General features: G+C 37.0%; 24 protein-coding genes. 1 reads left to right on the plus strand and 23 read right to left on the minus strand.

Annotated features, from left to right (window positions below; translation table 11 throughout):
* The first annotated feature begins 129 nt into the window (after positions 1–129).
* Positions 130–1371, plus strand: a complete 1242-nt coding sequence (locus MKY13_RS10130) for an erythromycin esterase family protein (protein ID WP_339212376.1) — start codon at positions 130–132, stop codon at positions 1369–1371.
* Between the two features lie 382 nt (positions 1372–1753).
* Here MKY13_RS10130 and MKY13_RS10135 read toward each other — a convergent pair whose 3' ends face one another.
* From MKY13_RS10135 to MKY13_RS10245, 23 genes are all read right to left on the minus strand, one after another.
* Positions 1754–2533: a helix-turn-helix domain-containing protein gene (locus MKY13_RS10135; RefSeq protein WP_191698766.1), complete on the minus strand. Its 780-nt coding sequence runs from the start codon at positions 2531–2533 to the stop codon at positions 1754–1756.
* Positions 2534–2660: 127 nt separating this feature from the next.
* Positions 2661–3836, minus strand: coding sequence for a PqqD family protein (locus MKY13_RS10140; protein WP_191698765.1), 1176 nt, complete (start codon positions 3834–3836; stop codon positions 2661–2663).
* Positions 3837–3950: 114 nt separating this feature from the next.
* Positions 3951–4898, minus strand: coding sequence for an HD-GYP domain-containing protein (locus tag MKY13_RS10145; RefSeq protein WP_339212380.1), 948 nt, complete (start codon positions 4896–4898; stop codon positions 3951–3953).
* A gap of 23 nt (positions 4899–4921) precedes the next feature.
* Positions 4922–5146 carry a hypothetical protein gene (locus MKY13_RS10150; RefSeq protein ID WP_339212382.1) on the minus strand — a complete coding sequence of 75 codons (225 nt, stop codon included), beginning with the start codon at positions 5144–5146 and terminating at the stop codon, positions 4922–4924.
* 500 nt (positions 5147–5646) lie between these two features.
* Positions 5647–7098, minus strand: coding sequence for an aldehyde dehydrogenase family protein (locus MKY13_RS10155; protein WP_191698763.1), 1452 nt, complete (start codon positions 7096–7098; stop codon positions 5647–5649).
* A 323-nt stretch (positions 7099–7421) separates the two neighbouring features.
* A complete protein-coding gene (locus MKY13_RS10160) occupies positions 7422–8129 on the minus strand; it encodes an ABC transporter permease (protein ID WP_191698762.1) in 708 nt (235 codons plus the stop codon).
* Complete coding sequence (locus tag MKY13_RS10165) at positions 8129–9073, minus strand: osmoprotectant ABC transporter substrate-binding protein (protein WP_339212386.1); 945 nt, start codon at positions 9071–9073, stop codon at positions 8129–8131. The genes MKY13_RS10160 and MKY13_RS10165 overlap by 1 nt, the downstream gene beginning before the upstream one ends.
* Positions 9070–9705, minus strand: coding sequence for an ABC transporter permease (locus MKY13_RS10170; RefSeq protein ID WP_191698760.1), 636 nt, complete (start codon positions 9703–9705; stop codon positions 9070–9072). The genes MKY13_RS10165 and MKY13_RS10170 overlap by 4 nt, the downstream gene beginning before the upstream one ends.
* Complete coding sequence (locus MKY13_RS10175) at positions 9702–10868, minus strand: ABC transporter ATP-binding protein (RefSeq protein ID WP_191698759.1); 1167 nt, start codon at positions 10866–10868, stop codon at positions 9702–9704. The genes MKY13_RS10170 and MKY13_RS10175 overlap by 4 nt, the downstream gene beginning before the upstream one ends.
* Positions 10869–11106: 238 nt before the next feature.
* Entirely contained in the window at positions 11107–11850 is a 744-nt protein-coding gene (locus MKY13_RS10180) for an amino acid ABC transporter ATP-binding protein (RefSeq protein WP_339212389.1), read from the minus strand.
* A gap of 12 nt (positions 11851–11862) precedes the next feature.
* Positions 11863–12528 carry an amino acid ABC transporter permease gene (locus MKY13_RS10185; RefSeq protein WP_339212391.1) on the minus strand — a complete coding sequence of 222 codons (666 nt, stop codon included), beginning with the start codon at positions 12526–12528 and terminating at the stop codon, positions 11863–11865.
* Positions 12529–12562: 34 nt separating this feature from the next.
* Positions 12563–13348, minus strand: a complete 786-nt coding sequence (locus MKY13_RS10190) for a transporter substrate-binding domain-containing protein (RefSeq protein WP_191699404.1) — start codon at positions 13346–13348, stop codon at positions 12563–12565.
* A gap of 290 nt (positions 13349–13638) precedes the next feature.
* Positions 13639–14073: a hypothetical protein gene (locus tag MKY13_RS10195; protein WP_339212393.1), complete on the minus strand. Its 435-nt coding sequence runs from the start codon at positions 14071–14073 to the stop codon at positions 13639–13641.
* 73 nt (positions 14074–14146) lie between these two features.
* Positions 14147–14368 (minus strand): hypothetical protein, encoded by a 222-nt coding sequence (locus tag MKY13_RS10200; protein ID WP_339212397.1) that lies wholly within the window; start codon positions 14366–14368, stop codon positions 14147–14149.
* Between the two features lie 258 nt (positions 14369–14626).
* On the minus strand, positions 14627–15361 hold the full coding sequence (locus tag MKY13_RS10205; RefSeq protein WP_191698755.1) for a glucose 1-dehydrogenase: 735 nt from the start codon (positions 15359–15361) through the stop codon (positions 14627–14629).
* Between the two features lie 431 nt (positions 15362–15792).
* Positions 15793–15981: a hypothetical protein gene (locus MKY13_RS10210; RefSeq protein ID WP_191701867.1), complete on the minus strand. Its 189-nt coding sequence runs from the start codon at positions 15979–15981 to the stop codon at positions 15793–15795.
* A gap of 15 nt (positions 15982–15996) precedes the next feature.
* Positions 15997–17193, minus strand: coding sequence for a class I SAM-dependent rRNA methyltransferase (locus MKY13_RS10215; RefSeq protein ID WP_191701868.1), 1197 nt, complete (start codon positions 17191–17193; stop codon positions 15997–15999).
* A gap of 111 nt (positions 17194–17304) precedes the next feature.
* Entirely contained in the window at positions 17305–18537 is a 1233-nt protein-coding gene (locus MKY13_RS10220; protein ID WP_339212401.1) for an ABC transporter permease, read from the minus strand.
* Positions 18530–19432 (minus strand): ABC transporter ATP-binding protein, encoded by a 903-nt coding sequence (locus tag MKY13_RS10225; protein ID WP_339212404.1) that lies wholly within the window; start codon positions 19430–19432, stop codon positions 18530–18532. Before MKY13_RS10225 ends, MKY13_RS10220 begins: the two co-directional genes overlap by 8 nt.
* Positions 19433–19446: 14 nt before the next feature.
* Positions 19447–19983: a DUF2812 domain-containing protein gene (locus MKY13_RS10230; RefSeq protein WP_339212407.1), complete on the minus strand. Its 537-nt coding sequence runs from the start codon at positions 19981–19983 to the stop codon at positions 19447–19449.
* A gap of 143 nt (positions 19984–20126) precedes the next feature.
* Positions 20127–20663: a DUF2812 domain-containing protein gene (locus MKY13_RS10235; RefSeq protein WP_339212408.1), complete on the minus strand. Its 537-nt coding sequence runs from the start codon at positions 20661–20663 to the stop codon at positions 20127–20129.
* Positions 20663–20977, minus strand: coding sequence for a PadR family transcriptional regulator (locus MKY13_RS10240; protein WP_339212411.1), 315 nt, complete (start codon positions 20975–20977; stop codon positions 20663–20665). The genes MKY13_RS10235 and MKY13_RS10240 overlap by 1 nt, the downstream gene beginning before the upstream one ends.
* Before the next feature lie 860 nt (positions 20978–21837).
* Complete coding sequence (locus MKY13_RS10245) at positions 21838–22506, minus strand: DNA-binding response regulator (RefSeq protein ID WP_191701874.1); 669 nt, start codon at positions 22504–22506, stop codon at positions 21838–21840.
* Between the last annotated feature and the right edge of the window lie 120 nt (positions 22507–22626).

Genomic DNA, 22626 nt, shown 5'->3' on the forward strand with positions numbered 1-22626 from the left:
CTTTCTATATTAGGAATGCCTATTTTCGCTTTAGGCATTCCTCTTTTTTTCATCCCAGTTTTGTTTCACAACTATTCATTCACGGTTAATAATAATAAAACATTCATTTTTAAAAAGGAGTTTCTTCTTATGACAAAGAATTTAATCCAGACTATTTCAGAACATTCCTTGCCACTTAATGATTCGAGTTTAAATAAAATGGTAGAGGCTATTGGAGATGCCAAAATCGTGATGATTGGTGAGGCTTCCCATGGAACGTCGGAATTTTATACCGTGCGTGCCGAGCTCTCAAAAAAATTAATCGAACAAAAAGGCTTTCAACTCATTGCAGTAGAAGGAGACTGGCCATCCGCACAAGCGGTAAACCGGTATGTAAAGGGCTATAGTGAAGAAATTACGAACGCAAAAGAGGTTTTAAAGAAAGCTTTCCATCGTTGGCCAACGTGGATGTGGGCAAATGAAGAGGTCGCTGCCTTTACGGAATGGTTAAAAGAGATTAATACAGGTCGCGAACAAAAAGTAGGCTTTTATGGTATCGATATGTACAGCCTATTCGAATCAATCGATGAAGTATTGAACTTTTTATCGGAGCACCCCGAACATAAAGTTGATTTAGAGCATGCCAAAAGAGCATTTTCCTGCTTTGAACCGTACAATCGGAGCCATGAGCACTACGCCATTTCCGCCGTTCAATTTTCTGAAGCATGTATTCGGGAAGTGACGGGCTTGTTAAGCTCATTACGTAACCATAAAGATAAATATTCTAGTCAGCAGGAAGAAGATTTAAATGTCATGATGAATGCACTTGTTGCAAAAAATGCAGAATCGTACTACCGGGAAATGATGTCAGATGAAAAATCTTGGAATACACGTGATTATCATATGGTAGAAGCGATTCATGAACTGCGCAAGTATTACGGAGAGGAAACAAAAATCATCGTTTGGGAGCATAATACCCATATCGGTGATGCTTCCGAAACATCGATGAAGGATGAGCAGCTGATCAATGTCGGTCAAGTGATCCGAGAGCAATACGGTAAGGAAAATACTTATGCAATTGGCTTTGGCACATATGAAGGTACAGTAATTGCTGCTGACCGCTGGGGAGATCCTTTTGAAATTATCAAGGTCCCACCTGCAAATATAGACAAATGGGAAAGCCAGCTCCACGCAGCAAGTCCCGAAGATAAAGTACTTTTATTTACGGATGAAAACAGACAATTGTTTAATGATTGGATTGGTCACCGCGCAATTGGCGTTGTATACGATCCGGCATACGAGGCATACGGAAATTACGTCCCTTCCAGAGTCGGCAGCAGGTACGATGCATTTATTTTTATTGATAAGACAAGTGCTTTGCGGCCTTTTTGACAAGAAAGTTTCTGATCAATTTTAAACGTTGCCTTTGTTGTAATTAACTGCCTTGATGTTCTAATATCGACTCAATTTATGCTAATATCACAGGTCGATTTTCTAAAATCCGGTTGCAATGTTCTAATAAAACCCAGTCTTCAAATATACTGCCCGGATGTTCTAATATCGACCCGATTTATGCTAAAATCTCGGTTCGATTTTCTAAAATCCGGCTTCATTGTTCTAATAAATTCCCAGTTGCTAATAAAGGCTGCCTTTGTTCAAATATACTGCCCGGATGTTCTAATATCGACCCGATTTATGCTAAAATCTCGGTTCGATCTTCTAATATCCGGCTTCATTGTTCTAATAAATTCAGCCCTTCAATTTTCGGCGACTATCATCGCTCTGTCAGCCAATCATAAAACGGTACTGGCCGCGTACTTAGCTTTTGTTCTTTCACTTCTCGTATAACCGGGCGTGCAATGGCCTTATCATATGCTCCTTTATAAATTGCGCGTAATGTTGTACGGATTGTTAATTTTCCCTCATGAATATCTTGAATAATTCTCCACATGACATCCTTTGCGATCGTGAATTCCCGTCTGTTTTGGATCGGTGTCGCTAAAATGGCTGCTCGTAATCCATCTTTTAACTCGTCTTTCATCGGCAAACTCGTCATGAATTCATATAATGTCTTTTGCCAATCACTCATTTGACCAACTATATATTTATATATTTCATTTAAAGAGCTTGTTTTAAAAAGATTAAAAGAAATAGTTTGTTGCTCAGAAAAATTGCCGCCTTCCTTTATTTCATGCGTTTCTTCAGCTGGGACCCGCTCGGACATTTCCGATGGGACATGTAATATTTGATAGATGTTTGCCCCTTTAATCCCATTCAATTTCGTACTTGCAACGACTCGTAATATGCCTAGTTCGGCTGCTTTTTTCACCGAACGATAAACCGTTTTTGTGCTGATTCCTACACTATCTGCAATTGTCTTCGCCTTTAAATGAGCTGCACCTGGGTAAGCCAGTGCCGACTGCGCGATTCGTAAAATAACATTGCGCTCGCTTTCCGTTAAATCATGTGCTTCAAGATGCAGTGCCACTGCCTCATCCATTTCCGCTACTGTGTTGAATGTTTCATACGTTTTTAAATATTCGAATACCATCATTTGCATCTCCCTTCACCATACATATGTCAAAAAAATTGGCGAAAAGGGACAAGTTTTTAAGAAAAATTTAAAAATTTTTGAGCACAAAAAAACCGCTACACTTGGATTAGAAGTTTAGCGGTTTCATTTAGTTTTCTCGTCTTTTTTTCCTTGCCAAATATACGAGCAGGATAAGCATCAACATCGTTTGTAATAAAAAGGCCATCGCATCCCAAAATGCTGCACGATCTCCTGCCCCCATAATATTTAAATAAACGGTTGTGATCATATAATAGAGCTGTGGTATAAAATACATAAAAGTCAAAAGCAACGTCAAAAAAACGCCAACTATGTAAAACACACTATAAATACGGACCAAATTCCATTCATCCTCGAACATCTTTTTATGGTCTAGCCCTGATTTCTTAAAGAATGAACTCAAATAAATTTTGCCGCTCTCCATCAGGTTATAACACCCTGTTACATTTTCAACGACATAATAGACATCTGTTTTCATGTAGAAACAGCATTGGTATACGGATTTAATAAAAATATCCAATACGATAATGCTAATAATACCTACAAAACTGGCATCTGGAAAAAGAAGCATAAAACCGAATGAAAGGAAAAGAATCACTTGCTCAAAAGACATGCCAGCTAAGTATAAAATATTCCTCTTTTTAGGTTCAAGCTTCCACGCTTGAGTCAGGTCCGTTTCAAATACAATAAATATTAGCCGATTACCGATACTTAAATTAGCTGGCAAATCATGCGATCTGATGGCGAGAATATGCCCAAATTCATGAATGACAATTAATACTAAAGAAATCAATAAATATGTAAGAACATTCAATACCATCGAATCGAACAGGAATATATCTTTGTAATGAGGGAAAAGTTCTGGATTCAAAATTAGAATGAATATGTTCGTTATGAGCAGTAGCAAGTAGACCTTGTTCATTATGCCATTAAAAAACAAACGTCCAACCCAGTGCGGAATCCATTTAAAGCCCCCCTGAGATTTAGCATGCTTCTCTTTTTCTTTATGTATTTCAATCCCATCCACTTCTTGAACAAGTCCTAACTCCACCAATTGCTCAACAAATTCTATGATATCCACTTCTTCTTCAGGATAAGATTCTTTTAGCGTCTTTTCAATTGCAGCTAGACCTTCACCTTTTTCTAAACGTTTAATTGCATCAACGCTTATTTCAGGCAATTCGAAGAAATCACCAGAAATCGGCTCCTCCACGATATAATTCTTTTTATCTTTTCGAATGGATAACGGATATAACGTTATTTCGGATTGTAAGGATATCTTCAACGGATTGCCTCCTCTATAAATTAAAATAGGATGCTAATATTCAGCATCCTAAGTAAGTATTATCCTCGAGGTATCATAAAACACCACCAGCAAGTAACTTTGATTTTTTCAAGTTTACGAATTTTCATGTTTTTCTCCTCCTCTCAGGTCCACACCCTTACGGTATGTCTTAGAAATTTGCACCCATTCAGGGTAGATTTGTTTAAATAATTCTATCAGTTGCGGATCGAATTGATTACCTTGTCCATCAAGTATTCGTTGATACGCCACATCAAATTGAAGTGCAGGACGATAAGACCTGGATGATGTCATCGCATCAAATGCATCTGCAACAGCCGTAACTCTGGCTAAAAATGGAATATTTTCGCCAGCCAGTCCATCTGGATAACCTTTACCGTCCCATCTTTCATGGTGATGGTAGATTACTCCAATATTATCTGCTATTCCTTCAACATCCCGAATGGCTTCGGCTCCAACAACAGGGTGCTTCTTTATTATATCAAATTCTTCATCAGTTAAACTTCCAGGTTTGGTTAAAATTGCATCTGGAATATTTACTTTTCCTATATCGTGTAAAAGGCAAGCATAATAAAAGTAATTTAACTCAGAGGCTTTATATTTTTTTGTTGCCTCTGCCAAACTCATTGCGTAGGCAGCAACCCGCTCGCTATGTCCTCTTGTGTATGGGTCCTTTAATTCTAAAGTTGCAATTACCCCTTTTACAATACCTTCTAGTTGTTCGTCATATGAGTATTTTAATGCTTTAATATAATTTAAAATACGATGTAATAGAACAAAGGCAATAATGGAAATTACAATTGTAATTATAATAGGAAATACAACTACCGGCTCCTGTATAAAAATCCCTACCAATACATATTTAATAATTAAACCAAATGAAACGAAATATGTAAATTTTTTAGTTACGAATATAGGCGAAAAAAGAATAATTATAATTTCTACTAGATTTCCACTAGTATATACAAGCGAACTATCTTTAAAATATAGAATATCGGAAAAAAGATTTGTAGAGAAGTAGCCTAAAAATAAAATATATTTCACATAGGTTGTTTTATCCTTTTTAATTAAATAAATAGATAAAGGGATAAAGGGATAAGCGCAGTAAGTACTACATATCTAACATACATAAAATCATACCAAATTGTACTGGCAGTACCTACATCAAGCCATGGAAATGCTGGAAATAGTCTATAATAAAATATATCATATACATAAAATACAACATAAAATAATACTAAAAATAGAATTGTTGAACGTTTTTCTTCTTGTAACAGTGACGTTTTCTTCATTTTTTACCTCACAATTTTTTTATCAATTATTAGACTTTGTGCTCAATATACTAATTATAACATGTTATCGGTAATTAGTTCTATATGTCTACGGATCGTTTTTCCATATTTTATTCTTTTATACTATTAAATAATCATTATCCAATAAATACCTATTCATTGAGGGACCAATAAACTTTTCTAATACTTCTTTTCTATTCTACTGATAAATCCTTCTTTTACAATACACTTTTACACCTTACAACTCAATTCCCTATTTTAATAAAATTTATAGAATACTCTCTCAAATGTATTTTTATCGTAAGTTCAATCCTAAAAGCAGTAAATTTTGCTATATTTAAATCACGTTGTTATAAAATGTTCATAATCATGACGTCTAAATTAGAGGTGTAAAGTGTACTACCCGACCTAATTTTAAAGTCTCATTATATTTTTTAGATAAATGTAAAAAGTCCTAATCGCAAATTCCGATTAGGACGACACACTTTATAACCCACCTGTTAAAACGGATACTCCCTTGGATCTGTCTGAACAGAAATCCATTTCGTTGTTGTAAATTCATGAATGGCCCATTCCCCACCATATCGACCTAATCCTGAAGCTTTTTCACCGCCAAATGCAACGATTGGTTCGTCATTAACTCCTTGATCATTCACATGAATCATACCCGTAATAATTTGTTTCGCGACTTCAACTCCATGTTCCGTTGTACCGGCGTGTACTGCACCGCTTAGTCCATAGTCACTGTCATTTGCTACGCGAATCGCTTCTTCTTCACTATCTACAACGATGACACCTACAGCAGGTCCAAAGATTTCTTCCTGGGCTATCGGCATATCATTTGTTACATTCGTCAAGATGGTAGGGGCTAGTACGTTTCCGTCTACTTCACCTTTTAGCGCATATTCTGCTCCTAGTGCTATACTTTTGTCGATTAAATTTTGTATACGTTTAATTTGTTTATTGTTAATTAGTGGACCAACCACAACATCCTCATTTTTCGGATCTCCAAATTTAATCTGGGATGCCTTATCCACAAAGGCTTTCATAAACGCTTCGTAAGCCGGACGCTCGACAACAATCCGATTTAGGGACATACAAATTTGACCGCTGTTTAAGAATTTCCCAAAGGCTGCAGAAGCTGCTGCTCGTTGTACATCGGCGTCTTTTAGTACAAGCATGACATTGTTTCCACCAAGCTCTAAAGCAACGCGCTTAAGATGTCTTCCGCAAAGTTCTCCAATATGACGTCCTACCGGTGTAGAACCAGTAAAGGATATAATTTGTGGGATTGGATGTTCAATAAAAGTGTCTTTAATTTCAGAAGAGCTGCATACCGTAATATTCAATAAACCTTTTGGAATGCCTGCCTCTTCAAAAATCTCACCTAGAATAAGACCGCCTGAAATCATCGTCTGCAAATCCGGTTTAAGCACTACCCCATTGCCAGTTGCTATAGCAGGTGCTAGGGAACGCATCGTTAAATGAAATGGGAAATTGAATGGACTAATAATCCCTACAACTCCGGCAGGGTTGTGATAGACTCGATTTTCCTTACCCGGAATAACAGATGGCATTATTTTTCCGTGCATTCGAAGAGGGAATGTAGCTGACTCTTTCATAATGCCCATTGCGGCAGAAACTTCAATGTTAGCTTTCGTATGGGAAGCCCCATTTTCCTCTACTAAAACTTGAACAATTTCATCTCTTCGTTTTTCTACTATTTGAGCGGCCTTTTCGATAATAGCTTGTCTTTGATATGGATTAACCTTTTCCCATTCTTTTTGTGCTTCTTTTGCCGCCTGATAAGCCTCATCTATATCCTTTTCATTCGCCAGCCGAATTTCCGCGATCGTTTCCTCGCTGTAAGGGTTCTGATCTACATATACTCTTTCGCTGTTCCCTTCTCTCCATTCGCCACCTATAAACTGCTTATTCCATTTTTTATACATAAAATCATCCTTTCAATAGTCTTTTGCTGGATTTAAATTGTCTTGTTCAATGCTCCACTTAGTAGTATTTCATTTATAACAAAGCTTTCATCAAACAGGTGCTTCAGCAAAATACACTTATCTTTCTCTTTACTCCAACACTTCTTCCCCATTAGTATTAGTGATAATCAATACACCATACATTTTGACTTACATTTTTCCAAATTTAAAAATCTTTGATAAATTTCTCTGAAAATAAAAAGCGCTTAATCCTATGTTTATCTAGGAATTAAGCACTTCTTAGTTGTTTTATACTGATAACTTATTTAAAGCAAAATGATTAATTACTCCACTCCTGCATTAGAAATAGTGGCTTTTTTAAGACGTTGTTGGCGTTTTTCCGGATCGAAACGGCGCTCCAGCCAACCTAACCCGATATCTACAATTACCGCCATTAAGGCTGTCGGAATTGCGCCGGCCAAAATAATGGCAGTTCCATCTGTTGCATTTGTACCGCGGATAATAATATCCCCTAATCCGCCCGCACCGATGAAAGCACCGATTGCTGTAATACCGATGGCAATAACTAAAGCTATTCGAATACCTGTTATAATAATCGATAAAGATAATGGCAGTTCGATCATGTAGAGGATTTGTCTACGTGTCATCCCCATACCGCGCCCTGCATCCGTTAAACTTTTATTAATCGTTGTAATTCCCGTATACGTATTTTTAATAATCGGAAGCAATGAATAAAGGAATACCGTTGCGATAACTGTTGATTTTCCTAAGCCGAGCACCAGCATAATCATTGCCATTAAGGCTAATGCCGGTATCGTTTGAATAATATTTGCCAATGTAATGATAAATCCAGCTAGCTTCATATTTTTGGCGATAAAAATACCGATTGGAATTCCGATGAGTGCAGCAAGCAATACACCATATACTGAAATATAAAAATGTGTAAAGAACAGTTCAAGTACATAAAGTCCGTTTTCCTTAAAATAATAGAATAGCTGTTCAAACGTACTTAATTGCGATAAATCTTCCATTATTCCTCACCCTCCTCATTACTGAAATAATTGTTTTCAATTAGGAAATTTTCTGCCACGACAGAGGGTTCCATTAAGTTATTGTCCGCCAAATAGTTCAGTTCCTGCATTTTATCTGTAGAGATTTTACCAACTAAACGTTGGAGTATTCCCCTTAGTTCAGGTTTCGCTTCTAAAATTTCATTTGTTGCGAGTGAGCTCGTTTCATAGGGCGGGAAAAACTTCAAATCATCTTCAAGTACCTTTAAATCATAAGACGCAATACGTCCGTCTGTAGTATACCCAAGGACAATATCGATTTCACCTGCCTGTACGGCATCATACACTAAGCCAATTTGCATTGGATATGTACGTTTAAACTGAAATCCGTATTCCTGAACAAACGCCTTAAAGCCATCACCTTCACGACTTAGCCATGATGTATCAACACCCGCTTCAATATCTGAAGCTATTGCAGCTAAATCACTGATTTTATTGAGGTTGTATTGCTGTGCTGTTTCCTGTGTTACCATAAAGGCATACGTGTTTTCAAAACCGTACTTATCAAAGAATGTTTGGTTATATCTTTCCTGAAACTCATTTTGTACAAAGGCCAATGCCTCGTCCGGATCTTTTATGAGTTCCGCATTTAAAGCTCCGGTTAATTCTGTGCCGGTGTAACGTGTAGCGGAAACATTTGCGTCCCCATTGATCATCGCCTGGTGAACAACAGTACTCGAACCTAGATTATTGATTAGTTCTACTTGTTCATCTGAGTAATACTCGATCATATGTTTGAGCATATAGCCCATAATTTGTGATTCGGTTGTAACAGCACTCGCAATCTTAATTTTGTCTGTATTGCTTGCCTGGTCACCGCCAATCGAACAGCCAGCTAGAAAACTTAACGCCAGCAGCATACTTCCGAATAAAAGAATCGTTTTTTTCATCCTGTTAGGCCTCATTTCTCTACTTTTAGTCCTTTTGGTGTTGTCCAAATCTCTACTTTAGACAATATAAAATCAGTGAGCAGTGCCAATGCCGTAACAAGTAAGGCACCACCAATAATTAATTCAGTTTGATAAAGGTTCAAACCATTAAAAATAAAATCACCTAAACCACCAGCCCCGATATACGACGCAAGTGTTGCCCAGGCAATGACATAAACAGCAGATAATCTTACACCTGCCATAATAACCGGGATTGCTAGAGGTAATTCCACCATCCATATAGACTGGAATGGCGTCATCCCCATACTAATGCCCGTTTTACGCAAATCTGCATTGACAGATTTTAATCCTATATAAGTATTGTTTAGAATTGGAAGTAAAGTATAAATAAACAAAGCAACAATTGCCGGTACTTTCCCAACACCTAGAAATGGAATCATAATAGCTAAGATGGCTAAAGAGGGTAATGTTTGGAAAACACTTGTAATGGCTAAAACAATTTTTGCTATTGTTTTTGTTTTTGATAAAAATATACCTAGAGGAATCGCGAAGATTACACCAAGAAGTAATGCAATAATTGAAATATAAAAATGTTCCCATGTTTTTAATAGGATGTCACTGCTATTATCCGTAAAAAAGGCAATCATAGTACATTCTCCTCCCGAGTTACAAGAAGAGCATTTTTATTTTCTTCCTCGTCGCCCCAAATCGTCTCGTAAATTGTATCAACAATATTAGCACGGGTAATTAATCCGATTAGTTTGTGGTCGTTATCGACAATCGGGATGTTTTGAAGATTCCGTTTTAAAATACGTCGAACAGAGTCCTGCAGCTTTGTTCCGGTTTTAACGTATATAACCTCCCGCTGCAATACTTCATTAATACTTTGCTGTGTTCGTTGTGGACCTGTAAAACTATCAACATTTAAATAACCGATCAACCGTTTGTCTGCATCTGTCACGTATAACGTATCTACACGTTTCGATACCATCAGACGTAGTGCATCATCCAGACTTTTTTCAATTGTAATGGAAACGGGCTGGATCATTACTTCATCTACTATTTTGACGCTTGGTTTATTTTGAATTAGGCGGTGAGAGCCAATAAAATCACGTACGAAATCATTTGCGGGGTTTGCTAAAATATTGTCTGGTGTATCAAACTGAACTACCTTTCCTTCGTGCATAATGCAAATTCGGTCGGCCAGCTTGATTGCTTCATCCATATCATGCGTTACAAAAATAACAGTCTTGCCAAGGCGCACTTGCAAATCCTTCATTAAATCCTGGAGTGTATCACGTGTAATAGGGTCCAGTGCACCAAATGGTTCATCCATTAAAATGATATCCTGATTCGCTGCTAAGGCACGTATAACGCCGATTCGTTGTTGTTGTCCGCCAGATAGTTGGGCTGGATACATATCCAAGTAAGAGGTAGGTAAGTTTACTAGGCCGATTAATCGTTCAGCTACTTTATCCTTTTCTTGTTTGTCCCATTTTAGAAGTTTTGGTACGAGGGTGATATTATCTCTGATGGTCATATGTGGCATTAAGCCGATTTGCTGAATAACGTAGCCTATTTGTCTGCGAAGCTGCACGGCATTCATTTTCGATAAATCCGTTCCATCCATCATGATTTTGCCACTGGTCGGCTCAATCATTCGATTAATCATACGGAGAGCGGTTGTTTTACCACTGCCACTTGTACCGATAAACACAATAAATTCGCCTTGCTCAATATCAATACTTAAATTGTCTACCGCCTTTTTGTTACCACGATAAGTTTTCGTCAAATTTTGTATGGATAGCATACAATAACACTCCTTCTTATAGAAAATACAATTTTGTAGTTCATTAACCTGATGTTAAATACCCATTACAAACATTTCTTGCAAAATAATGTTAACCTCAAAAGTAACAACTTCAAACAAAATCAAAGTTGCTATGTATTCTATTATATAGTAAAACGAATCCATCTGTTAACTTGTTTTTCACTAAATTGAAAAAAAGAGAATTCTGCCCACATATATAGACAGAATCCTCGTTAGTTCATTTCAACATTGTTGTCTTTAAAAACTCTTTCGTTCGTTCCTCTTTCGGATGTTCGAAAAACTGCTCAGGATCGCCGCGCTCGATAATTTCCCCATCGTTCATATACACAATCCAATCGGCTACTTCTCTAGCAAATCCCATTTCATGCGTAACAACAACCATCGTCATTCCTTCATTAGCCAGTTCTTTCATCGTAGTTAAAACCTCACCCACAAGCTCTGGGTCAAGGGCTGAAGTCGGCTCATCAAAAAGCATGATGTCTGGTTCCATTGCAAGTGCTCTTGCAATAGCAACCCGTTGCTTTTGCCCACCTGATAATTTATTAGGGAAGACATCGGCCTTATCTTCCAAGCCTACTTTTTCTAGTAATTCTTTTGCTTTAGACGTTGCGACCTTTTTGTCAACGCCCTTTACCATAACCGGAGCTTCAATAATATTTTCCAAAACGGTTTTATGAGGGAATAGGTTGAAGTGCTGAAACACCATTCCGACCTTTTCTCTAATCTTATTCAAATCATCGTTGCTAGGATCGACTTCTTTACCTTCTATAATAATACCGCCGCTATCTTTTCTTTCTAAAAAGTTCAGACAGCGAAGAAGAGTACTTTTCCCTGAACCACTTGATCCTATTAAACAAACAACATCGCTTTCATAAACAGTCATGTCAATATTTTTTAATACATGCAAGTCACCAAATGACTTATTCAATTGAGTGACTTTAATCATTTCCTTCGCTTCCATTGGTCTTGCCTCCTACCTATCGCTAATTGCTAATTTCTTTTCTAATCGGTTTACTATAAATGTTAACAATGCTACCAGCACTAAGTAGTAGACTGCTACAATGAGTAAATAAGTCATTTCATCAAAATTATTCGACCCAAGTGTTGTCGCTACATTAAAGAGTTCATTCATGGAAATAAATGCAGCTAACGACGAATCTTTCAATCCAATAATAAACTGGTTGCCAAGCGGTGGAAGAGCACGGCGGAATGCCTGTGGAAGAATAATTCTTCTTAATGTCAGCACTTTAGTCATCCCTAAAGAGCGCCCTGCCTCCATTTGACCTTTATCAACTCCTTGGATTGTCCCACGAAGGATTTCAGAAATATAGGCACCATTATGTAACGCTAATGCAAGTGAAGCAGCCCAAAAATCAGGAATCAAGAAAAGCCCGCTAAGACCGAAGTAGAGGATAAAGATTTGAACAATTAACGGGGTTCCTCGGACTAAAAAGACATAGGTATCTGATATAAGTTCTAATACTTTAATTTTAGAAATTTTCATTAAGGCAAAGAAAAGTCCGATGACAATTCCGATTAAAATAGAAACAACCGTTAGTTGTAACGTTAAAAGCATTGCTTTAAAAAAAACATCTCTAGTATCCATTAATATATTGAAAAAATGTGAAAAACTTGGCACTGTACATACTTCCTTTCATCTTTAATAACTTGAATTATTCCGGTTTTTTTGTAATGTCCTCACCAAAATATTTCATACTGATTTCAGTGAGTGTTCCATCTTCCCGGAGATTTTCCAGCGCCTCGTTAACTCGCTTTAATAAGTTCGGGTTATCCTGTGGAAGTACAATCGCTTGTTCACTGCGCTCAATTAGCTCCCTACCTTCAATTTTAAAGCCTTCTTTTGCAGCATTTTTTCCGGTCACGAAATCGGTAATTACCGCATCATGACGGCCGCTGCTTAACGCTTGTAGAGCTGTGATATCACTGTCATAGGTTTTTATATTGTCTGTATACTGGGAGGCTGTATCAGAATAGGTTGAACCTTTTGCTACAGCAACTTCCTTTCCCGCTAAATCGTCGACAGTTTCAATGTCACTGTCTGGTCTCGTGAAAATTTGCGGTCCAGAATAATAATAGGGGGTACTGAAGGAAACATGTTTGCTTCTCTGTGGATTAATCGTGTGGCTGGCAACAGCTACATCGGCACGGCCCGTTTTGACACCTTCAACAATTCCTTTAAACTTAATCCGCTTTTGAACCGGCTCAAGACCGAGTTCCTTTGCGATCGCTTCGCCTACTTCAATATCAAAGCCGGACATGCTAAGATCTTCATTATTTACATAACTAAATGGCTTAAACTCGCCAGAAGCAGCAAAAACAAACTGATCTTTATGTATCAGTTCAGATCCGTCGGCAAGCTTCTCTTTCTCGGCACAAGCAGATAAGAAGCAAACCGCGATTAAACTGAAAATGAATATGAATCTTTTATTAAACTCCATATTACCTATCAATTCCTTTCATATATTTCTAAGATCTTTTTGCTAAGTATCTTATTAATAAAATTGAATACCCCTTTAGCTGTCCACTCAAACAAAAAGTGCCAGGCACCTCTTATGGCACCTGACACTTTTTGCATAATTATTCAATGTAATACGGTTTGTTTCGCAGATATTATTGCTATAGGTAGAAAATCTATCCATAACAATTTATATAAAATAAAATAATTTTTTTATAATTTAAAGCAGTCTATGAGGAAATCTGAATCAATGATGACTGGACGGATCTGTAATTATCCCATGTTCTCAATTATCTTATAATCTTTGGTTTTCTTATAGGGAATTTCATTTTCTTCGCAAAATACGATTAAATCTTTATAGACATCATTTGGTTTAAATTCACCAACACGAATCGAAAGACCTTTTCTAACTTTAATGACAGCTAATTTTGCGTTCCAACCTATTCTTTTGAACGTAATTTTTATAACATCGGTATGAATTATTTTCTTGTTATAAATCTTTAAGCCAAACAGTTTAATCGTATAACTAATTGTATGTTTGTTTATTACTACATGATATGTTATAAAAGCATTGCATACACTGAAGACAAATACCGTTAACCATATCCATTTTACAGATGGAATATGCCAACTCGGAATACTTACAGCAAGACCTAGAAACGCTAATGATAGAATAAGTTTACGTGACGTAGTTCTATCATATTTCATCATATACCCCCAATAACATTTAGTATTATATTTCTCTACATGATATTGTTAACCCTTTATAAAATTCCAAAACTTAGTTAGATGCCCATAAAATTGAGTCGGCAATAGCAATGAATAGACAAGCAAATGAAAATAGTATGTAAGCAACGCTGACACTAATTATAAAAGTTTGTTTTTTTACAGATTGTTCTGGATGATGAATTATAATTTTTAGCAAGCTGATAATATTGACACAAAGCACTATCGAAAAAAGTGGAATACCTATTAATGATAAAGGAACTAATGTTTCCATCAAATTTAAACCTCCCCCTTCCTTTAAGAATATTTTATAAATTATAACATAAGCCAATATCCAAATATTTCTAAATCGGTAACATTTCATAGAGATGCTATTTTATATGTTACCTCCATTCAGAATAAGAGAAGTGAGTAGTCCTCTTAACGAAGCAGACATAAAATAAAGCTGTTCAAACTTTTACGATGCGTAAAGTTTGAACAGCTTTTGATTTTGAGATGGGATTTGTCCCAACCTCATGCAGTACTTTTGAATTTTTTATTGAGCTGTAATCCCGCCATCTACAACGAATTCAGCGCCTGTAGAGTAGCTAGACTCATCAGAAGCTAAGAATACTACTAATTGCGATACTTCTTCTGGTTGAGATACGCGTTTTAGTGGAATATGTTTTGCAAACTCTTCGATAGCTTCTTTAGCATCTTCTTGCATGATCATTGGAGTAGCAATTACACCAGGGTGTACCGAGTTCACGCGAATACCCATATGCGCTAAGTTAAGTGCTGCTGCTTTTGTCATACCGCGCACTGCGAATTTTGTATCTGTGTAACCAACTGCTCCACCAACTAAACCGTTGATAGATGAGATGTTCACGATTGAACCGCCTCCAGCTTTCGCCATTGAACCTGCAACAGCCTTCATACCTAAAAATACAGATACTTGGTTAATGTTTACGATTTTCATGTACTCGTCCAAAGATAACTCGAGCATAAATTTATTTAATGAAATCCCTGCGTTGTTTACTAATACATTTACTGGACCGAAAGCTTCTTCTGCTTTCGCAACAACTGTTGCCCACTCTTCTTCAGAAACAACATTTTGCTTAATGAATAAAGCGTTTTCGCCTAATTCAGCAGCAAATGCTTTACCTTTTTCTTCATTTAAGTCTGTTAAAACTACTTTAGCACCTTGTTCGATAAATGCTTTTGCATGTGCTGCACCCATACCTTGTGCTGCCCCTGTAATAATTGCTACTTTACCTGATAAACGAGACATATGAATTTCCTCCTTAGAATAAGCGATAGTTACTACCACTTCTCATCTATACAATACCTATATTTTTCCTGCAAAACAAACAAACTTTTAATGAACATTTCTCCTAAATTTGTTCACTTATATACAAAATTATGCCCCATAAATTTGCTTTTTAGCATTTTATTTTAAGGATATAAAAACGAGCCTAGGACAAAAAGAAAAACATCTATTTTTCCAAAGAAAAAATAGATGTTTTTCTGCTTCTGCCAGAATTGATTTCCGTTACGGGGACGCTTTCCGGGGGCACGGCCTGAGCCTGTAGTCTCAGGCGTCGTGCTGTTCCCCCAGGAGTCGCCCCTTCACTCCAATCAATTCATATAATATCAATTTCTTAATTAGAGTATTTCCCTTAAAAAAAGAAATTTCTACTTATGTCCCAGCCTCGCTCGTTATTAACGCAGTCTTTCTAAATCCTGATAATCTTTCATGTACGGGCCATCTTCTGCCACTGCAGAATGATACAATGCTTTAACAGCAAAGTTTTTCTCAAGACCCATTTCTGATTTTAATTTCTTTAATTCATCATGTAGCTCGCGATGTTCATTTATAAGTTTTAGCATAATTGTTTTATTATATTTCATGTAAATTCACTCCATTTAGTTGATCACTTGTATGATGACAACTTTTAAATAATTGAATTCAGGGAAGTTGTGTGGCACCGTAAAGTCTTCCGGTAATTGGTGCTCTTCTAGAATTTTATAGCGAGTACCGGCATCTTTAAACGCTTTGTCGATAAACGTTTTGAACTTTTTCATATTAAAGCTAGCGTTATTAGTTGAAGCAATGATAACCCCATTGTCATTTGTAATAGCTAATGCATCCTTCAACAGCTTTGGATAATCCTTTGCCGTGCTGAATGTCATCTTTTTCGTACGGGCAAAGCTTGGTGGATCAAGGACTACAACATCAAACTTCAAGCCTTTACGAGCCGCATAACTAAAGTAGTCAAAAACATTCATTACTTTAATATCTTGTGATTCAAAGTCAATCCCATTCACACTAAATTGCTCAATCGTCTTTGGTAAGCTTCGTTTAGCCAAATCTACGCTCGTTGTGCCTGCCGCGCCACCAAGTGCTGCTGCTACAGAAAATGCCCCTGTGTAAGAAAATGTATTCAGTACCGTTTTCTCTAGAGAATAGCTGTCTCTTAAAGCTTTACGTACATTTCGTTGATCAAGGAAAATACCTGTCATTGCCCCATCATTTAGATCAACCGCAAAATTCATGCCATTTTCTTGCACGATTAACGGGAACTCACCTTTTTCACCTGATACATAATCATCCTGATCGATATATTGACCGTTCGTATTGAAGCGCAGTTTTTCATACACACCGCGTGTATTGACGGCTTCCTTTAATGCTTCATAGATTTCTTTGCGGAATGAATAAATGCCTTCACTATACCAGCTCACCATGTAAAAGCCGTTAAAGAAATCAATTGTCAAACCGCCAATGCCATCGCCTTCCCCGTTAAATATACGAAATGCACTCGTTTGCTCGGATGCAAAAAAGTCTGCACGCTTTTCAGCAGCTTCACGAATTTTTTTCGCAAAAAACTTTACATCAATCAGCTCTTTTTCTTTACGAGAAAGAACCCAACCAATTCCTTTATTTTGTGCACCGTAATAGCCAGTTGCAATATAACCACCGTTTTTATCGACTAAATGCAGTAGGCTGCCTTCTTCGATTGATACTTCATTAGTTACAATCGCGTCTTTTAAAATAAGCGGATAGCCATTCGTTAAATCTTTAATCGCTTTTGCATCTACTTGTAATTCTACTTTTTTTCTCATGTTTTCATCCTTACTACTGTTTTTCGTTCAAAAAAAGAGAGATTTGTGTATACAAATCTCTCCGTACTTCTTTAGTTTACTACGAATGACGGACAATAGCTACTAACACCATTAAGTCGTCACTTTAAATACTGTTTTCATTTTTTCAATAATACCACCCGAAGAATACGTTAGAACACTTCGTTTGTAGAATGATAAGCTTAAGAAATATAAAACTAATACAGTACCTAATAATACAGCGAAGCTAATAATTGGTTCGATTGCACTTATATCCGTTGCACCCAATCGCATCGGCATTACCATTCCTGAAGTAAATGGAATGTAAGAGAATACTTTAATTAGCATTGTATCCGGGTTACCCATACCTGTAAGCATGACATAAAAACCTACAAGTGTCAGCATCATAGCTGGCATCATCACTTGACCTGCTTCCTCTACCTTTGAAACAAGTGAACCGAATAGTGCCCCGATGATTAAATACATAAAGACTGTTAAGAACAAGAATCCTATAACATACAGGAAATAGCCAATTGACATCGAATCAAGTAAATCCGTTACGATGGACCATTTGTTGCCTCCGTCTGAGAAGCGGAGCAGTAACAGTAAACCACCGAATAGGATGACAAACTGTGTAAGTGCGACTAAAAATACACCAACGATTTTCGAACGGAAGTGGATTTCAGGCTTTACACTTACAAGTAACATTTCCAGTGCGCGTGACCCTTTTTCTGAAGCCACGTCTGTCGTAATAATTGATAAATAGGTTGCGACAAAAATATAAATAATAATTCCGATAGCATACGAAATAAATACACCAGCCATTTTTTCATCAGCGGACTTACCATCTGTTGCTGCTTCATTAATCGAATTTAATGTAATAATCGGTTCAGATGATAATAAAAGTTGCTGTTGCTCCGGTGACAGATCCATTTGGCTCATCGCATAAAGTTGACCTGCCTGACTTATCATCCCTTGAAAGTTTGATTGGTCATTTAACGGTAATGGATCATAGGATTCAATTTTTGCTGCCAGTTTTCCGTCTGCATCCGTTAATGTAAAGGCCGCATAATAGTCCCCGTCTTTTAATTTTTCTGCGACTTCACCTGCTGTTACATATTCGTATTCGTAATCATCTGTATTTTGCAGTACTTCCGTTACGTCAAAATTTGTTTCATTTACAACAGCAATCGTGTCAGCATCACCTGAGAAAATTAGGTCTCTAATTTCCGACCAGTACATAATTCCCGCAAGGACGACTAAATAAAGTAATGTAGTTAATATAAATGACTTAGCTGTTACTTTTTGTTTATACAGTTGTTTGACGAGCACCATAAATTTAGACAAGGCTAGCACCTACTTTCTCTTTGAAGATCTCATGCAATGATAAATAATCTAAACTGAACTTTTCTATATAGCCCCCATTGGAAAGCAAATCGAATATAGCTGGTGCATAAGATTCGTCTTCCAAAGTCAGTACTGCCTGTGAGTCACGCTCCATTTTCACTTGAACTACACCAGGGAACTTGCTTAACTCTTCAAACGATTTATCTGTTCGTACTGTCAATTTCGTTTTGCCGTATTGCTTTTTCAAATCGAGTAATGAGCCAGAGAACAATGATTCACCACGTTTTAATAAACATAGATGGTCACACAGCTCCTCGACATTATCCATTTGGTGACTTGAAAATAAAATCGTCATTCCTTGATCACGTAAATAAAGAATCGCATCTTTCAGCAGCTCCATATTGACCGGATCCAGTCCGCTAAACGGCTCATCTAAAATTAAAAACTTCGGCTTATGGATAAAGCTTGCAATAAGCTGTACCTTTTGTTTATTACCTTTTGAAAGTGTTTCTGCTTTTACATTGCGCTTTTCTTCCAGATCAAAGCGTTGAATCCAAAAATCGATATCCTTTTTAATTTCCACCTTATCCATACCGTGAAGCTCACCGAAGAAGTACAACTGCTCTTCAACTTTCATTTGTGGGAAAATACCGCGCTCTTCCGGTAAATAGCCTAAAATATCACGATCGACTGATTTAATCGGTTGCCCGTCCCACGTAATTAAGCCTTCTGTCGTATCCTGCAAATCCAAAATCATGCGGAATGTCGTCGTTTTTCCTGCTCCGTTTTGACCGATTAACCCGAAAATTTCACCTTTTTCAATTGTAAAATTAAGCCGGTCAACTGCCACGAAATCTCTGTATCTCTTTGTAACATCTTTTAGTTGTAACACCATTCTCATTTCCCTCCTTAATTTTCAAACATAGCCATTTCTTTTTTTAAAATACGTTTTCGCTTTATAACATTGATTGTCGGAACGATTAGTAAGATTACAGCGACCAGATTCATTACACTGATGAAGAAATTCCAATCATACGTAAGTTCCCCTAACGCAAACGCACCATTTGTACAGGCCGCCAGGAAATTAATAAATAGTAATGGATAATAGATCGACAGCATTCGATTGAAATACTTTAATTTCGAAGAAGCATCACTATATAATTCAAACGGACCTTTGCTTTTGTGCTGGCGGAAATATAACCAGTTTAAACGTTTTTGTATAAGCTCGATCCCAGCACTTTCTGTAAAGTCCAAGTATTCCTTCACTTCTTTTCCTTTTAGAAAGTGATCAAGTACTTCTAGACGGTACTCGTATTCACCTTCCTCTCCCTGCTCAAAGTAATAAAATGAAAATCGTATTTTTTTAAGATGCCAGCCTTGATTTGCCATGTCATTAATCCATTGCTCTTCTTTCGCATCATCACTAAAAAGCTTAAATATACGCATCACATATCCCCTTTTGCTTGTAAAGATTTATTAGGCACTTTAATATGGGAAGTTTCTAATTCGCCAAGATGTGATGACATACTCTTTTTTACGTGCTTCCCTCGTTAAAGTTTCAATATATTGTAAAAATTTTCAATTCACCATTAATTTTCATACAACGCTATTTCTTTTTTCAAATTCTGTTTACGGTAAACTGTTTTTGCCAGTGGATAGAGAAGTGCAATGAAAACGCCGGTGTTCAGTCCAGTAATAAAGCTGTTAAAATGTAAACTATTCTCAAACACTGACATCACCCCATTAAATAGGGCAAATACTAAATTTAATACGGCTGCGGTACCATAAAGGGTAGAAATTCGGTTTATATAAGAGAGCTTTGAAACCGGATCACTGTATAGCTCAAAATTCCCCTTACTTTTATGCTGACGGAAATATACCCAGTTAAAACGCTTTTGCACGACCTCTACACCTGTACTTTGAACAAAATCCAAATACTCATTTGCCGCTTTCCCGTAACCGAATCCTTCAAGCATTTCTGAACGGTATTCATATTCACCTGGTTCACCTTTTGCAAAAGTGTAGAATGGAAAGTGAAAGCTTTGGAAGTACCAACCTTCAGACGCCATATCGTTAATCCACTTTTCTTCTTTCGCATCATCCAGGAAAATTTTAAATTTACGCATCACACATCCCCTTCCGCTTGTATAATTTTTTTACCGTTGTTATAGAGCTCTTTAATGCGGGTAACTTCAGCTTCAACAATCTGTTTGCCAAGCGCTGTAATGACATACTCTTTTTTTCGTCCTTCTCCCGCTAAAGTTTCAATAAATTTTTTTTCCTGCAAATTTTTCAGTGCACCGTACGTAGTTCCCGCGCCTAACTTTACACGCCCATCGCTCCATTCCTCGACGATCTGCATAATTCCATATCCATGGCGCGGTTCATATAGTGCCAACAAAATATAATAAACCCCCTCTGTTAAAGGTTGCTGCAACAAAACCCCTCCGTTCTATCGACGTCTGATATATCGGCTCTTGATATATAATATATCGGAGGCTGATATATTGTGTCAACAAAATTTTGGAAATAAAAAAAGGCTACGGAATATGGTTAATAAATTAAGTTGATGAGGAGAATAGTGCAAATAACAGGTTAAATAGCATATATTGCAACAGTGAGATAGCCATATAAAAACAATTAAAAGCGCTCAGAATTGAACGCTTTTTAGCATAATATTTAATGGGGACTATTATAATTCCTTGAAAGATCTTCATAGTTATTTTACCATTATTTAGGTAGTTACTAGTTATTTAAGCCGGGGAAATTTTAGTTTTCTTAAATGTAGTGTGATTTCCACAACCGGTACAAGTGGATTCTTTTCGTACCAGATTGCATGAGGGAAAAGTAAAATAAGGGAAGCGTTTTCCGCTATTTCAAGATTCGAATCGTTTTATGTGAAAATAAGGGAAGTATTTTCCTTTATTTGCGTTAAGCGAGTCCTTTTTTGAAGTTTTTGAACGAATAACGGAAATTTGTTCCCTTATTTTAGAAGATTTTTAACTTATTTGGTGAATAAGGGAAATCTCTTCCTTTATTTTTCGATGAGAAGTCTATTCAACCGATACGACGGACTCTCTTCGTGTAAGAATACAATAGTTCCTGAATAAAAGTTAAATAAGGGAAGCGTTTTCCGCTATTTCACGACTTGAATCATTTTATGTAGAAAATAACGGAACCATTTTCCTTTATTTGCGTAAAACGGGTCCTTTTTAACCGGTTTTGAACGAATAACGGAAATTTCTTCCCTTATTTCAGAACATTTTTAATTTATTTAGTGAATAACGGAAATTCCTTCCGTTATTTTTCGATTGGAAGTTTGATGTGATTACCTAGCTGATACGAGCGGACTCTCTTCGTGCCAGACGCGGGCATAAGCATTTTCTTCTCGACTAGTTGAGCTAACAGTTTTCTTGCGGTTTTGTCACTTACTTTCAAATATGTCTCTACATCTTTTGGGAAAATGGCTCCCCCTTTCCGAACTGCCAGTCGAAGAACTTCTTTTTCATAATAGGTTAAAGATGTATAATCCAGTTTATCCCCTAACCGTTGCCCGAAAACTTGCTGAACTATTTGCTGACAGCGCCGGGGCCTTTCTTTCACTTGGTCATAAGAAAATCTGATTACAGTCCATCCGTCAATCACCAGCTGATTTTGCCGTTCGAGATTATCAGCAAACTGCCATCTGCTTATATTCTTCAGGTGAGGACCATACCCGTCAATTTCAAAGCAAATCCGGATACCTGGACGAATATAGGCAAAATCCAAATACCTTTTACCATCCTTAAAATCATCGACTTCATATTCTGGATGAAGGTAATCAAAATGGGAAAATAGTGGCCACCATACTTGCTTCAAAAACAGCATTTCCGCCGTATTGTGACCTTCTTTTAATCGGCGTAACTTTTCCCCAGTTCTTGCTTGTACGTGCAAATTCAAAAAAACATGATATTCTTCTTCAAAACTCATAAAAGGCCCTCCTGTATAATTTTAAATGTGGATTAAAAATAATAGGTGAATAGGGAAAAATGATAAGGGAATAAGCGGAATTCCTCCGTCTATTTAGCGGTGTGTGCAGAAGCATTCGAG

This window comes from Solibacillus sp. FSL W8-0372 (assembly GCF_037969735.1).
Taxonomy (GTDB): domain Bacteria; phylum Bacillota; class Bacilli; order Bacillales_A; family Planococcaceae; genus Solibacillus; species Solibacillus faecavium.

Excerpts from the sequence above, each read along its gene's own strand:
- MKY13_RS10210 (WP_191701867.1), bottom strand. The coding sequence starts at position 15,981 with ATGAAATATAATAAAACAATTATGCTAAAACTTATAAATGAACATCGC.
- MKY13_RS10205 (WP_191698755.1), bottom strand. The coding sequence starts at position 15,361 with ATGTCTCGTTTATCAGGTAAAGTAGCAATTATTACAGGGGCAGCACAA.
- MKY13_RS10190 (WP_191699404.1), bottom strand. The coding sequence starts at position 13,348 with ATGGAGTTTAATAAAAGATTCATATTCATTTTCAGTTTAATCGCGGTT.
- MKY13_RS10225 (WP_339212404.1), bottom strand. The coding sequence starts at position 19,432 with ATGGTGTTACAACTAAAAGATGTTACAAAGAGATACAGAGATTTCGTG.
- MKY13_RS10235 (WP_339212408.1), bottom strand. The coding sequence starts at position 20,663 with ATGCGTAAATTTAAAATTTTCCTGGATGATGCGAAAGAAGAAAAGTGG.
- MKY13_RS10155 (WP_191698763.1), bottom strand. The coding sequence starts at position 7,098 with ATGTATAAAAAATGGAATAAGCAGTTTATAGGTGGCGAATGGAGAGAA.
- MKY13_RS10195 (WP_339212393.1), bottom strand. The coding sequence starts at position 14,073 with ATGAAATATGATAGAACTACGTCACGTAAACTTATTCTATCATTAGCG.
- MKY13_RS10230 (WP_339212407.1), bottom strand. The coding sequence starts at position 19,983 with ATGCGTATATTTAAGCTTTTTAGTGATGATGCGAAAGAAGAGCAATGG.
- MKY13_RS10180 (WP_339212389.1), bottom strand. The coding sequence starts at position 11,850 with ATGGAAGCGAAGGAAATGATTAAAGTCACTCAATTGAATAAGTCATTT.
- MKY13_RS10135 (WP_191698766.1), bottom strand. The coding sequence starts at position 2,533 with ATGATGGTATTCGAATATTTAAAAACGTATGAAACATTCAACACAGTA.
- MKY13_RS10215 (WP_191701868.1), bottom strand. The coding sequence starts at position 17,193 with ATGAGAAAAAAAGTAGAATTACAAGTAGATGCAAAAGCGATTAAAGAT.
- MKY13_RS10130 (WP_339212376.1), top strand. The coding sequence starts at position 130 with ATGACAAAGAATTTAATCCAGACTATTTCAGAACATTCCTTGCCACTT.
- MKY13_RS10170 (WP_191698760.1), bottom strand. The coding sequence starts at position 9,705 with ATGATTGCCTTTTTTACGGATAATAGCAGTGACATCCTATTAAAAACA.
- MKY13_RS10150 (WP_339212382.1), bottom strand. The coding sequence starts at position 5,146 with ATGAAGAAAACGTCACTGTTACAAGAAGAAAAACGTTCAACAATTCTA.
- MKY13_RS10175 (WP_191698759.1), bottom strand. The coding sequence starts at position 10,868 with ATGCTATCCATACAAAATTTGACGAAAACTTATCGTGGTAACAAAAAG.
- MKY13_RS10160 (WP_191698762.1), bottom strand. The coding sequence starts at position 8,129 with ATGGAAGATTTATCGCAATTAAGTACGTTTGAACAGCTATTCTATTAT.
- MKY13_RS10165 (WP_339212386.1), bottom strand. The coding sequence starts at position 9,073 with ATGAGGCCTAACAGGATGAAAAAAACGATTCTTTTATTCGGAAGTATG.
- MKY13_RS10245 (WP_191701874.1), bottom strand. The coding sequence starts at position 22,506 with ATGAGTTTTGAAGAAGAATATCATGTTTTTTTGAATTTGCACGTACAA.